This is a genomic window from Rummeliibacillus suwonensis (assembly GCF_007896435.1).
Lineage (GTDB): Bacteria > Bacillota > Bacilli > Bacillales_A > Planococcaceae > Rummeliibacillus > Rummeliibacillus suwonensis.
Window position 1 is genome coordinate 1,169,041 of sequence record NZ_VCBL01000001.1, and the last position, 12,556, is coordinate 1,181,596.

The 12,556-nt window shown below is 35.9% G+C and carries 12 protein-coding genes; 6 read left to right on the forward strand and 6 right to left on the reverse strand.

From position 1 onward, the window contains the following. Positions 1-79 precede the first annotated feature (79 nt). Positions 80-1,903 (forward strand): DNA ligase D, encoded by a 1,824-nt coding sequence (locus FEU33_RS05460; RefSeq protein WP_342355267.1) that lies wholly within the window; start codon positions 80-82, stop codon positions 1,901-1,903. A gap of 72 nt (positions 1,904-1,975) precedes the next feature. On the opposite strand, the gene FEU33_RS05465 is transcribed toward FEU33_RS05460, so the two are convergent. Then, a complete protein-coding gene (locus tag FEU33_RS05465; protein ID WP_146548405.1) occupies positions 1,976-2,602 on the reverse strand; it encodes a nitroreductase family protein in 627 nt (208 codons plus the stop codon). Between the two features lie 494 nt (positions 2,603-3,096). Here FEU33_RS05465 and FEU33_RS05470 point away from each other — a divergent pair, with 494 nt between their 5' ends. After that, positions 3,097-3,426 (forward strand): hypothetical protein, encoded by a 330-nt coding sequence (locus FEU33_RS05470; RefSeq protein WP_146548406.1) that lies wholly within the window; start codon positions 3,097-3,099, stop codon positions 3,424-3,426. 669 nt (positions 3,427-4,095) lie between these two features. On the opposite strand, the gene prli42 is transcribed toward FEU33_RS05470, so the two are convergent. Continuing rightward, positions 4,096-4,191: a stressosome-associated protein Prli42 gene (gene prli42 / locus FEU33_RS19255; RefSeq protein ID WP_186731324.1), complete on the reverse strand. Its 96-nt coding sequence runs from the start codon at positions 4,189-4,191 to the stop codon at positions 4,096-4,098. A gap of 124 nt (positions 4,192-4,315) precedes the next feature. Between prli42 and mce the strand changes: the two genes are divergently transcribed. The 4 genes from mce (at position 4,316) to FEU33_RS05490 (ending at position 8,183) form a co-directional block, all read left to right on the forward strand. Beyond that, positions 4,316-4,726 carry a methylmalonyl-CoA epimerase gene (gene mce / locus FEU33_RS05475; protein WP_146548407.1) on the forward strand — a complete coding sequence of 137 codons (411 nt, stop codon included), beginning with the start codon at positions 4,316-4,318 and terminating at the stop codon, positions 4,724-4,726. Positions 4,727-4,735: 9 nt separating this feature from the next. After that, complete coding sequence (locus FEU33_RS05480; protein ID WP_146548408.1) at positions 4,736-6,295, forward strand: acyl-CoA carboxylase subunit beta; 1,560 nt, start codon at positions 4,736-4,738, stop codon at positions 6,293-6,295. Positions 6,296-6,549: 254 nt separating this feature from the next. Then, positions 6,550-7,674, forward strand: coding sequence for a M20/M25/M40 family metallo-hydrolase (locus FEU33_RS05485; protein WP_146548409.1), 1,125 nt, complete (start codon positions 6,550-6,552; stop codon positions 7,672-7,674). Between the two features lie 23 nt (positions 7,675-7,697). Continuing rightward, positions 7,698-8,183 (forward strand): chemotaxis protein CheW, encoded by a 486-nt coding sequence (locus tag FEU33_RS05490; RefSeq protein WP_146548410.1) that lies wholly within the window; start codon positions 7,698-7,700, stop codon positions 8,181-8,183. A gap of 513 nt (positions 8,184-8,696) precedes the next feature. On the opposite strand, the gene FEU33_RS05495 is transcribed toward FEU33_RS05490, so the two are convergent. The 4 genes from FEU33_RS05495 to FEU33_RS05510 all read right to left on the reverse strand — a co-directional run bounded on the left by FEU33_RS05495 (position 8,697) and on the right by FEU33_RS05510 (position 12,516). Then, a complete protein-coding gene (locus tag FEU33_RS05495) occupies positions 8,697-10,121 on the reverse strand; it encodes an NAD(P)-binding domain-containing protein (protein ID WP_146548411.1) in 1,425 nt (474 codons plus the stop codon). A gap of 203 nt (positions 10,122-10,324) precedes the next feature. Beyond that, a complete protein-coding gene (uraH, locus tag FEU33_RS05500) occupies positions 10,325-10,660 on the reverse strand; it encodes a hydroxyisourate hydrolase (RefSeq protein ID WP_146548412.1) in 336 nt (111 codons plus the stop codon). Positions 10,661-10,671: 11 nt separating this feature from the next. Continuing rightward, positions 10,672-11,196: a 2-oxo-4-hydroxy-4-carboxy-5-ureidoimidazoline decarboxylase gene (gene uraD / locus FEU33_RS05505; protein ID WP_146548413.1), complete on the reverse strand. Its 525-nt coding sequence runs from the start codon at positions 11,194-11,196 to the stop codon at positions 10,672-10,674. Next, positions 11,197-12,516, reverse strand: coding sequence for a nucleobase:cation symporter-2 family protein (locus FEU33_RS05510; protein ID WP_146548414.1), 1,320 nt, complete (start codon positions 12,514-12,516; stop codon positions 11,197-11,199). Positions 12,517-12,556 lie beyond the last annotated feature (40 nt).

Here is a 12,556-nt window from a genome sequence, read left to right on the forward strand (position 1 = left end):
GATCGTTTTTATGTATGAGATATTTGAATTGATCAAAAACTATTGAAAAAGCACAAGGGTTGGATAAATATTGAAACCAATGTTACTAACACAAGCAGAAGAAATACCAAAAGGAAATGACTGGATATACGAAACAAAATATGATGGATTTCGTTGCCTATTAGAATGGGTGGATGAACCCGCATTGATCAGTCGAGATGGAAAAAATCTCAATCAACAATTTCCGGAAATTATAGACTTTTTGCAAGGAATAAAAGATAAAATAAGGGCTTATTTGCCATTGCAATTAGATGGCGAATTAGTTTTTTTGACTAATAATTTCAAAAGTGAATTTTCAGTCATTCAACTTCGTGGAAGGATGCGCAGTCAAAGCTCCATAAAAAAACATGCGGTTGAATTTCCATGTCATTTTGTCGCTTTTGATGTTTTACAACTAAAAGGGGAGAATTTGGCGAATTTAGAACTAATCAAAAGAAAGGAGTTATTACAGAAATTTGGTAAAAAAGCTGAACTTCCAACTTCTATCCATTATGAAAATCAAGTTCGATTACAAATCATTGATGTGTTTCTGAACGCCGGTGAACTGTGGGAAAAAATAAAGATTCACAATGGAGAGGGGCTTATATCCAAAAAGAAGAAAAGTAATTGGGTGAGCGGCATTCGAACTACCAATTGGTTAAAAATAAAAAATTGGCTCTATGTGACAGTTATTTTAACCAAATTTGATAAGAAGAATAGTTATTTTAATGGGGCAGTGTATCGAGATGATACATTAGTTGATGTTGTTGTATTTCATCATGGTTTAAAAGAAGCAGAGTTCAAAACGTTGATGAAATTATTTGAAGAAAATGGAGCAAAATTAAAAAATGATGTCTGGGAGCTGCAGCCATCTATTTGTGTGGAAATCGCTTGCATTGGTTTGTTTGGCGGTATGCTGAGGGAACCTAGATTCCATTCATTTAAGTTTAGCGTGGAACCGGAAGAGTGCGATTGGGAAGAAATGCTTCACCAACTTATACCGATACCAGAGTCCGTTCAAATTACTCATCCTAATAAACCCGTATTCCACTCAATTGGCATAAGCAAACAAGATTATATCTATTATTTGCAAAATGTAGCTCCATTCATATTACCTTTTCTTCGCAGCAGACCATTAACGCTTATTCGTTATCCACATGGTGTACCAGGTGAGAGCTTTTACCAAAAGAGTAGCCCAGAAATAGTACCAGATTTTGTTTCAACCACATGGGTTGATGATATACATTTTATACTTTGCAATAACGTTGAAACACTTTTATGGTTAGGAAATCAATTAGCGATCGAGTTTCATATCCCGTTTCAACCGATTCAGACAGTCCATCCTACTGAAATTGTGTTTGATCTAGATCCGCCTTCAGTCAACGAATTTCCTTTAGCGATTGAAGCCGCTCTTCAAATGAAGGCTATCTTTGATCAGTTTGAGTTGACTGCATTCATCAAAACATCAGGTGGAAAGGGCATGCAAATATATATTCCATTACCGATAGATGCATTTTCATATAAACAAACAGGATTATTTACCAAATTTATATGTAACTTTTTAGTCGAACAAAATCCAAAATGGTTTACAATGGAGCGTTTAAAGAAGAATCGTCATAACAAACTCTATTTAGATTATGTTCAACACCATGAAGGGAAAACAATTGTAGCTCCCTATTCACCGAGGGCAAATGATGAAGGATTGATCGCAACACCTTTACATTGGGATGAGGTTCATCATTCGCTAAAACCTCAATTGTTTACGATCCGAAATGTTGAAGCACGCATTAAAGAGCAAGGGAATCCATTTCTTACATTTCGAGATGTAGCAATCGATAATGAACAGCCATTGAGTAAAGTCCTCCATCAATTAAAACATAGTTGAAACAAAAAGAAAGGAGCAATCCATTGCATGGAAGGCTCCTTCTTTATAATTTATAAGTGAATCAACAAGAAATTAGATGAACTTAGCGATTTTATCTAATGATAAACGGGATGAACCATAGGCAGGAACTGCTGCTTTCCCAATCGCAATAAGTAAGATCGGTGTTAAATGAGCAGGCAATTCGAATCGTTGAGCAAATGCTTTTTTATCAAATCCACCCATTGGTACTGTATCGTAACCCATTTCTTTTGCTAGAAGCATAATTTGCATAGAGATTAAACCTGCATCAAATGTCGCAATATTTGTCAACACTTCTTTTGGAAGGTTTCCGTATAGTTTTAATGAGTTTTCAATCATCATATTTTTAGTTGCTTCATTCATATAACCTAATTCAAAATTCTTATTATAAATTTCATCTACATTTTTGTACATTTCGATATCGCCTAATACAGCAATAATGGCTGAAGAAGTTTCTACTTGTTCTTGGTTATTGGAGATTTTGCGTAATTCTTTTTTTATTTGATCGTCTTGAATGACTAGAAAGCGCCAAGGTTGCAGATTACTAGATGATGGTGCTGAAGTAGCCTCTGCTATCAATTCTTCTAATTGCGATTGAGGGATTTTATATTGAGGATCATATTTTCGAACAGATTTTCGTTCATGCATAATTTTACTTAAAGAACTTTGTGCTAATGTCATAGTGAACTCTCCTTATTTATAGTACTGAGATTCTACTATACGATAAAATATTTTTAATTCCAAGTAAATTGCTCATTCTAATATATTTATAGAGTTGAATCGATTTTATCAATTTTTTTAATTAAAATCCACATTATGGGACTTATTAGGGTAGAAAAAATAATAGTAGCTGTGCAATATTTTCATAAGTTTAGCGCATAAATTGTCTAGTCATTAAATAATCTAGTAGTAGATATAAATTTATCCCATATAAGCAGTAAGGTCCTACTTTAAAACACAAGGAATGGGCAAAGGATAAAGATAAAGTGTGGGACCAAACTTGCTCGCAAAAAAACGGTTGATTCAGCTAACACACAATGATGGTAGAACCCCCCTATGTGCATCGCCCATAATAACAAGTAATCAGACACGACTTTAACACAATGAGTAACAAGCAGTGGAAAATCAAGAAAACCCATTGTGTGAAATTTCACTTTATAGTAGGAGGCGAGTAAATGGTAGATGTAAACAAGGTAACAAAGGACTCAGCAAATTTGTTAGTCGAAGAGATTGAAACAACCATTCAGAACTATACTGAGGAATCTATTCGATCACTAGATAAACAAAGATATTTAGCACAAAAAAAGCAATTATTAGTTAGTGCTTTTGGAAAAACTAGTGGCGGCATGACTCAACTGATTATAAAAGATTTGATTACAGATATCGATCAGGAACTTGCTCACTTTGATGAACTTGCACGTTATTGTAATCAATACAGGGAGTACTATACAGGGATTTTAAAGGTAGTGAAAGAAGCGATAGAAGAATTAAAAATACTCCAATAAGCATGAAACGGGCGGTAACTCTACAGCAAGGGACAGGTAAACTTCGGGAGGATAAATAGGGGAAAACTAATGGCTCAGCGAATACAGAGTAGGAGATAAAGAGCTCCTTACTGTGAGACAAGGTTCAAAACACGTCTATGAAAAGTGTGCTTAAAACGGAATCAACCATTAAAAAGTCCAATGATGATTTTGTCATTGGACGTTTACTTTTGAAGCAACCTATTTTTGAAAAGGATCATTATAACTATAATTGCAAAATTTGAATGGATCATATTTTCAAAATTCGTAACTATTATGATATGACATAAATTTTAGTAGTCGAGAAAAACTCAGATTCATCTCTATCACTTACTTGGGGGGACTTAAACTCTGTCAGTGTGCGTCCGATGAGCCGATTCTGGGAAACAGGATGTTGGTTATGTAGTCGATGCCACAGGACGTGGTCTAAACCCTCCGTTCCTTAAACTTCTCCCTCTAGGGTCTCATCTGGACGTTATTTCCTAGGAGTCACACTGGCTTCGCTCCAGCCCATTTACACTACATGATCAAATATCACCACGGTTTTTGGTGAAGAACCAATCATCAAAGCGATCTTCTGTATTATAAAAGAAAAATAGCAAAATAGTCGATATGACGATCCGGTAGCATAGTAGGGTTATACTGCTATTATTAATTAATCATTGCTAGACCAAAAGTGAGTATTGATAGAACCATAATGACGGCCATTAATATAACAACAAATTTCTGTATTTTTTTATTGCTCATCTCGTTCTCTCCTTTTTTTCATTAAAATAATTTTATCAAATATAATTTATTTAACAAGTACTAGAGTTTTCTGAAAAATTTATGTACAATTGTGTTATACAACATAGAAGGAGTTGGGGGACTAATGGAGAATATCGATCATATTGGTATAGCAGTCAAAGATTTAGATGAACGCGTTATCTATTATTCAAATGTGTTGGGTATGAAAGTGATCAATGTAGAAGAAGTAGCATCTGAAGAGGTAAAAGTGGCATTTATCGATGCAGGAAACACACATATTGAATTGTTAGAACCGCTTACAAAAGAAAGCGCTATCTATAAATTCTTGGAAAAACGTGGTGAAGGCATTCATCACATCGCGCTAGCTGTTACTGATATAGAACAAGAAATGGAGAGAATGCGTGCAGAAGGTGCTCGCCTTTTATCTGACAAACCCAAAATTGGCGCAGGTGGAGCAAAAGTAGTTTTCATACATCCGAAGTCATCATACGGTGTACTTTACGAATTAGTAGACAGAAGTCAAACAAAGGAGTAATTAGGGAATATGGATATGTACGATAAAATCAATGAATTATATGACAGAAAATATGAAATCGAGCTTGGTGGGGGAGACGCTCGAATTGAAAAACAACATCAAAAAGGTAAATTGACCGCTCGTGAACGGATCGATTTATTATTGGATGAAGGAACGTTTGTAGAAATTAATCCTTTCGTAAAACACCGTACAGTAGATTTTGGTATGGATAAAAAAGAAGGCCCTGGAGATGGTGTTGTAACTGGTTACGGAAAAGTAAACGGACGACCAGTTTATTTATTTTCTCAAGACTTCACAGTATTTGGTGGAGCTTTAGGGGAAATGCATGCGATGAAAATCGCGAATGTAATGGATTTAGCTGCTAAAAATGGTGCTCCATTTATTGGTATCAACGATTCAGGTGGTGCGCGTATTCAAGAAGGTGTGCTTTCACTGGATGGTTATGGCCACATATTCTATAGAAATTCCATTTATTCCGGAGTTATTCCGCAAATTTCTGTTATTATGGGACCTTGTGCTGGAGGAGCTGTGTATTCTCCTGCAATCACTGATTTCATCTTAATGGTTGATAAAACATCTCAAATGTTCATCACAGGACCAAAAGTTATTGAAACCGTAACAGGTGAAAAAATCACTGCTGAAGGACTAGGCGGAGCAAAAGTCCATAACTCTGTAAGTGGTAATGCTCATTTCCGTGCAGCAGATGAAGAAACAGCCATTGAACAAATTAAACAATTACTTAGCTACTTACCACAAAATAATACAGAAAAAGCACCAATTATTGAAATAGAAAATGATTCAGAAGAAGATGATGATTATCGTTCTGAACTACTTGATCTTGTTCCAGTTGATCAAACAAAAGCATATGATGTGCGCAAAGTAATCGAACATGTCGTTGATGCGGATTCTTTCATGGAAGTTCAAAAAGACTTTGCCAAAAATATTGTAGTTGGTTTTGCTCGTATCAATGGTGAATCAGTGGGTCTTGTTTGTAACCAACCAAAAGTTCTTGCGGGCGGCTTAGATATCAATTCTTCCGATAAACTAGCTCGTTTTGTACGTACTTGTGACTCATTTAATATTCCAATCATTACATTCGAAGACGTTTCTGGTTTCTTCCCAGGTGTAAAACAAGAACATGGTGGAATTATCCGCCACGGTGCGAAAATTCTTTTTGCCTATTCGGAAGCAACTGTTCCAAAAATCACAGTAATCCTTCGTAAGGCTTATGGTGGTGCATATGTTGCATTAAACTCCAAATCAATCGGTGCAGATATGGTCTATGCTTGGCCAAATGCTGAAATCGCTGTTATGGGTGCTTCTGGTGCTGCAAACATCATCCACGCCGGTGAAATCGCAAAATCAGCAGATCCAGAGGCAACTCGTGCACAAAAGATCGAAGAATATAAAGAAAAATTCGCAAATCCGTATATTGCTGCAGCTCATGGCTTAGTTGATGATGTTATTGACCCACGTGAAACACGGATCAAACTAATGCAAGCGCTTGAAATGCTTCGTACGAAAAAAGAAACAAGACCATTCAAAAAACATGGTAACATTCCATTGTAATTGATGGAGAATCTCCATTTATTTCAAAAATATTGAAAATTGATAAAGACTATTTCTACTGTGATTCAGCTAGAAATAGTCTTTTTGATATTAAAGTATTTCAGTGTTCATTTATAGTTGTTCAATACCTGTTTTTCCTTATATTTCGATGAACAGTGAAGAAGCCAATGGAAAGGTCAATTCATTCAATTTGTGATAAACTTGTGAAGGAATAAAGTAGCATAGAACTACTATAGATAAAGGAGTCTTATAATATGCCAAGTCGAATTGTAGAAGAGTTTTTAGAATTAGTTCAAATTGATTCAGAAACTTTCCATGAAGAAAAAATTTCACCTATATTGAAAAGTAAGTTAGAAGCATTAGGCTTCGATGTTTATGAAGATGATGCTGCGAGTCGTAATGGTCATGCATCAGGCAACTTAATCGCAACGTTAAAAGGTACATTAACTGATGTGCAACCAATTTACTTTACATCACATATGGATACTGTTGTGCCAGGTGTTGGGATTAAACCAATTATTAAAGAAGATGGTTATATTTACTCAGATGGTACAACAATTCTAGGATCAGACGATAAAGCGGGTCTTGCCGGTTTACTAGAGTTAGCAAAGCGTATAAAAGATGAAAATATCGAACATGGTGATATTCAATACGTGATTACTGCTGGTGAAGAAGCAGGTCTTGAAGGCGCAAAAGAATTAGAACATGAAAAAGTATATGCGAAATATGGTTTTGCTGTTGATTCAGATGGTAAAGTGGGAGAAATCGTAACAGCTGCACCTTTCCAAACTAAAATTTTGGCAACATTAAAAGGGAAAACAGCTCATGCTGGTGTAGAGCCTGAAAAAGGAATTTCTGCTATTACAATTGCTGCCAAAGCCGTAGCACGCATGAAATTAGGTCGTATCGACTCAGAAACAACAGCAAATATTGGTCGTTTTGAGGGTGGTAAAGCAACAAATATCGTCTGTGATGAAGCTTCCGTTTTAGCTGAATGCCGTTCATTGGATGAAGCGAAACTTGTAGAACAACAAAAACATATGAAAGAAGCTTTCGAATCAGCAGCCAAAGAAATGGGCGGTGAAGCTGAAGTTGAAGTAAAACGTATGTATCCAGGCTTCCACTTTGGTCCAGAAGATTTAGTTGTAAAAGTAGCACAACAAGCAGTAAAAAATATTGGTCGTGAACCAAAACTAATGCAATCAGGTGGCGGAAGTGATGCAAATGTAATCGCTGGGTATGGGATTCCAACTGTCAACTTGGCTGTAGGATATGAAAAAATTCATACAACTAAAGAACGTATTCCAGTTGAAGAATTAGAAAAATTAGCCGATCTATTAGTAGAAATAGTTAAAAGTGCAGCAAAGGTAAAAGAATAATTTTATGAAGAGAGTGTGAAGCTATGCCAAATATAAAAGTCGTTGTATTTAAATGTGGACATGAGGAATATGCCCTTCCTGTTGATAAAGTAGTATCCATTGAAAAGTTTGAAAAGGTTAACCGAATCCCACATTTACCTGATTATGTATTAGGTCTTACCAGAATTCGTGATGAGTTACTGCCGGTTTTAGACTTTGAACAAATCTTATACGGGAACAGAGCCAATTCATCAGAAGCTAAAATAATTGTCCTTCAAGCGGACGAATTTGTCTTTGGACTTTTAGTGTTGGAAGCCAAAGAAATTCTAGATATTGAAGAAGATCAATTGAAGCAAGTTGGACTTGTCAATTATACAAAAACACAATATTTCAGCGCTGTTGCAAATCTAACGGATCGTATGATCACTTTAGTATCACCAGATGTATTAGTCAACACATTGGATGGTATTAAGGAACTGAAAGAATATATGAAATCACTTACGGAAGAAGAAAAGCAATCGATAATGTAAAGGAAAGAAGAGATTGTGACAAAACTCCATTAAAACGAATAAACCGTATGAAATCAAATTTATAAAACTTGTTTTCATACGGTTTTATTTTTAAGATTTATACGAAGATCATTTAGTATTTAACTTAGGTGTTAGCCTCATATAAACGGAGCAAACAATATACCGAGATCTATAACAGCACCTTGGCATATAAATATTGTTGTGAATAGAGGTAGAACAGAAAGAGCAATTACAATGCCAGTTCTACTAACAACACAAACCCAGAGCATTTGCCAACAACGCTAGACTGAAATCGAATGATATACTAAGAAGTTAATCCAAGATTAATTCACCTGTAGTTTCATTGATTAAACATAAAAAAACCAAATAATGAAAATTATCAATAGCACCAATGCTGATTATCGAAATTACAGCCTGAAAACGGATGTACACTGAATTGCTTCTGATTGCTTTATCTTTTACACGGATTGCTACAAAAGGTATTGTTTTACGAAAACAAGAACAGTATCGAAATTAGACACTCTCTTTTGTAACTTTTAAATCAGCAACAAACTCTACTTGATCATAATCGAAAAATTCTTTTAGGATTGTTTTCTGATCATCTTTAAACAACTCATCAGCAATCCCCTTTACGAGTTTAGGAACAGCAAATCGTAATCCGGACAATGCGGCAGCTGATATTCCATTACTGATCAGTGCAGAATAATTAAATGCGAATAAGCCATATAAAGAAACTTCTCCTTCCGGACAATTCGCAACAAAAGAAAATTCAGGTGTTAAGTACGGATGAAGATCAATGAGTGGGTTGGCGATTTCTGGATGTGCGTTATATACATCACCCCATCGAGTGATAAAGGGTTCAACATTTTTAAGTTCAGGGCGTAATGCTGGGTCTGTTACTAGCCCAGTGCTAATAATCAAATAATCAAACGTAAAAACTTGGTGAGGTGTTTTTACCATTACTCCATCTTTTGAATCTTTTACTTCAAGCCATGGTGAGTCTAAATGTAAATGAAAACCGTCCCATGCACATGCTCGTGAAAATGTATCATTTGTAGGTGGTTGATTGAATTTAAAGAAATGGGACATGACGGCATATTTGTCATGATCGGATAGTGTGTGGAAACGACTAATGATTCCTGAGCTCTCTAGTTTACGCATAGGATTAATTCTAGGAAGTTTTTGGCGTCGAACAAAGACATGAGCCTCACTTACACTAGAAGATAAGGCAAAATTTGCATTATCAAATGCAGAGGCACCACCGCCTAAGATAGCAATTTTCTTCCCTTTTAGAGATGGAAAATCAATAGCTTCAGAAGTGTGCGCATAACGTGTTTTTGGCAAGTTATCTTTGATAAACGGGGGAATATGCCATTCGCCACCTCCTTGGATTCCAGTTGCAAGTACCACTTTTCTAGCTAGAATAGAAGAATATGTACCAGATTTTTCAACTGAAATTTTTTTAAGTTCTTTATCTATTGGTTCAATTAAAGTGACACGTACTTCATTTTGAACTGGTAATGAAAGAACTTCACGATACCATTTTAAGTAATTCATCCAGTCAGCACGTGGTATTTTATCCATTTTTTCAAAACCTTCTACTCCATATTGGGCAATCCACCATGATTGGAAGGAAAGTGAAGGAATACCAAGTTCAATGGAGGGAAGTTCTTTTGCTGTACGCAGTGTTTTCATTCGCGCATAAGTAATCCACGGACCTTCGTACCCCATCTCATTTTCATCTAAAATAACAATGTTTGTAATATGTTCCTTCAAAAGACCAAAAGCTGTGCTCAATCCACTTTGACCGCCCCCAATTATGACAACATCAAATATATGTTCCTCCCTATAAGAGCGTGGTTTTACCCAAGATGGCTGATTATATCCAATGTAAGAAAGATCTACTAATACTTGTTCATTTAAAGCTTCTAGGCTCATCTAAACCAATCCTTTCGATATTAATTAAGAATTATTATTTCGTATTAACGGACAGTGAGATCCCTTACCTCAGGATTGAGAGAGAAGTGAAAAAGATAGGGTGTGGGATAACTGCCCGTAAAAGCCGAATTTGCTCAACTAACCATCAAGCTGATCAGTGGGGGATGAAGAAAACCTCATTGATGGAAGGTTCACCTTATAGCTTAACTTCCTCTATATACTTGATAGCTCCATGGCGTGACAAGTAACGGTATATGATAATGACCGTCATCTTGAATAGAAAAGCGTACAGGAATTGTTGTTAAAAAAGGACAAGCTGAAAGCGGAACTCCTTTAGAGTGAAAATAGGCATCAAGATGAAAAACCAATTCATAGGTACCCTTTTCAAATAGTTTGTTAGGTTGAGTAGGAGTACATCGCCCGGATTCGTCTGTTTCCATTGTGAATAGAAATTGTTGATTAAAATAAATATCTATTTGCACATTTCTAGCTGGCGTACCATGATACAAATCTAGGACATGCGTTGAAAGTGAGGTCATTTGGTTTCTCCTTATTCAGTAATTTCAATTGATTTCATTTTTTCAATTAATTGGGCAAATCGCAGCTCAGCGATCCGATTGATCTCTTTTAAAGCAATCTGAAATTCTTCTTCATAACTGTTTGTTAATCGTGATTGCATCATTTGTAATATTTCTGATTTTGTATAATCCGCAACTGCAATGATAAATGGAAAATGAAATTTTTCTTTATAAATACGATTACAAGTTAGAAACTGATTATACTCATCTTCAGTAAGCATATTTAATCCTGCTTTTTGTTGTTCTAGAGTGGAGGTGAGGCTCATTCTTATTTTTTTCCCAAGTTCTGGATGTGCCCGAATCAATTCTAGTTTTTTTTCAGTTGGTGCATCTTCTAAAACTTGTTGCATCGTTTTGAAAATGTCATTTATATGGTTAAAAGGTTTACTTCCAACTGCTTGTTGAGGAATCCATGTTGAAGATTCAAAAATATCTTGAAAAAATTCGATAAATGCATCTGTTGTTGAATGATTGATTTTCACTAAGAGGTAATTCATTTAATGTCCCCCTTGTGATGCCAGTGATATATCTTTTGCTGTTTCAACCGGCTTTCCTTTCTGAGATATCAGGAGATTTAATAGTATAGCTGCTAAGCTGCCGGTAATAATTCCGTCGCCGAAGAGAGTTTTGATAAATGATGGTAAGCTTGAGAATAATTCAGGAACTACTGTTGTTCCTAATCCTAATGAGATGGAAATAGCAATGATTAATAGATTGCTTTGGTTTGTAAAGTCAACTGTTGTTAACATTTTAATACCCGAAGATACAATCATTCCGAACATAACAACTGTAGCTCCTCCTAAAACAGCGGTAGGGATTAATGTAGCAAGCGCAGCAATTTTGGGCACAAGTCCGAGAAATACCAATATAAAGCCTGCTGCAATCGTTATTCTACGATTCTTAACACCAGACATTTGAACAAGACCGACATTTTGAGCAAATGTGCTATAAGGGAAAGCGTTGAAAATTCCGCCAAGTAAAAAAGCAAGACCTTCTGCGCGATAACCTCTTTCAAAATCTTTTGATGTTAGTCTTTGCTTTGTGATGTCACCAAGAGCTAAAAAAGCACCTGTAGATTCGATCATAATGACAATACCAACGATCAGCATTGTTAAGATTGGAACAATTTCAAATTGAGGAACACCAAAGTAAAAAGGCATTGGAAGATGAACCCAAGAAGCATCTTTTACTGTTGTGAAATTTAAAGGATTCATAAAGCTAGAGAGAACAGTACCGGCGAAAATTCCAATAAGCACAGCTATTGAGCGTATAAATCCTTTGCCGAAGTAGTGGATGACTAAAATGATACTCAAAGTAGCTAACGATAAAAAAAGATTTTGAGCTGAACCAAAATGAGGGTTACTAGTCCCACCAGCCATATTTTTAACACCTGTTGGAATTAGTGAAAGCCCAATAATCATTACAACCGTTCCAGTGACAACTGGGGGAAACAGTTTTAAAATATGGCTGAAATATTTTGCGAAAAGTATTATGAATAGACCAGTTACAATAATAGCACCGTAAATAGCTGTGAGGCCATATTCTTTACCAAGTGTAATCATCGGTGTAACTGCGACAAAAGAAGTACCTAAAACAACAGGTAGGCCTATTCCAAAATATTTATTTCGCCACATTTGGAATAGTGTGGCCAAACCGCAAGTAGATAAGTCAATTGCAATGAGATAAGCGAGTTGTGTGGAAGATAAACCAAGTGCCCCTCCTACAATAATAGGCACAAGCATAGCACCTGCGTACATAGCTAATACATGTTGCAAACCTAGTGACAAAGCTTTTGGATTACTGATTTGTGTTTTCATGAAGGTCCCTCCATTTCATATGTGATATTCGCTAACTAGT

What these genes read in the sequence shown, in the direction of transcription:
- FEU33_RS05460 (WP_342355267.1), top strand. Translation starts at nt 80, where the DNA reads ATGTTACTAACACAAGCAGAAGAAATACCAAAAGGAAATGACTGGATA.
- FEU33_RS05480 (WP_146548408.1), top strand. Translation starts at nt 4,736, where the DNA reads ATGGATATGTACGATAAAATCAATGAATTATATGACAGAAAATATGAA.
- FEU33_RS05485 (WP_146548409.1), top strand. Translation starts at nt 6,550, where the DNA reads ATGCCAAGTCGAATTGTAGAAGAGTTTTTAGAATTAGTTCAAATTGAT.
- uraD (WP_146548413.1), bottom strand. Translation starts at nt 11,196, where the DNA reads ATGAATTACCTCTTAGTGAAAATCAATCATTCAACAACAGATGCATTT.
- FEU33_RS05465 (WP_146548405.1), bottom strand. Translation starts at nt 2,602, where the DNA reads ATGACATTAGCACAAAGTTCTTTAAGTAAAATTATGCATGAACGAAAA.
- mce (WP_146548407.1), top strand. Translation starts at nt 4,316, where the DNA reads ATGGAGAATATCGATCATATTGGTATAGCAGTCAAAGATTTAGATGAA.
- FEU33_RS05470 (WP_146548406.1), top strand. Translation starts at nt 3,097, where the DNA reads ATGGTAGATGTAAACAAGGTAACAAAGGACTCAGCAAATTTGTTAGTC.
- prli42 (WP_186731324.1), bottom strand. Translation starts at nt 4,191, where the DNA reads ATGAGCAATAAAAAAATACAGAAATTTGTTGTTATATTAATGGCCGTC.
- FEU33_RS05495 (WP_146548411.1), bottom strand. Translation starts at nt 10,121, where the DNA reads ATGAGCCTAGAAGCTTTAAATGAACAAGTATTAGTAGATCTTTCTTAC.
- FEU33_RS05490 (WP_146548410.1), top strand. Translation starts at nt 7,698, where the DNA reads ATGCCAAATATAAAAGTCGTTGTATTTAAATGTGGACATGAGGAATAT.
- uraH (WP_146548412.1), bottom strand. Translation starts at nt 10,660, where the DNA reads ATGACCTCACTTTCAACGCATGTCCTAGATTTGTATCATGGTACGCCA.
- FEU33_RS05510 (WP_146548414.1), bottom strand. Translation starts at nt 12,516, where the DNA reads ATGAAAACACAAATCAGTAATCCAAAAGCTTTGTCACTAGGTTTGCAA.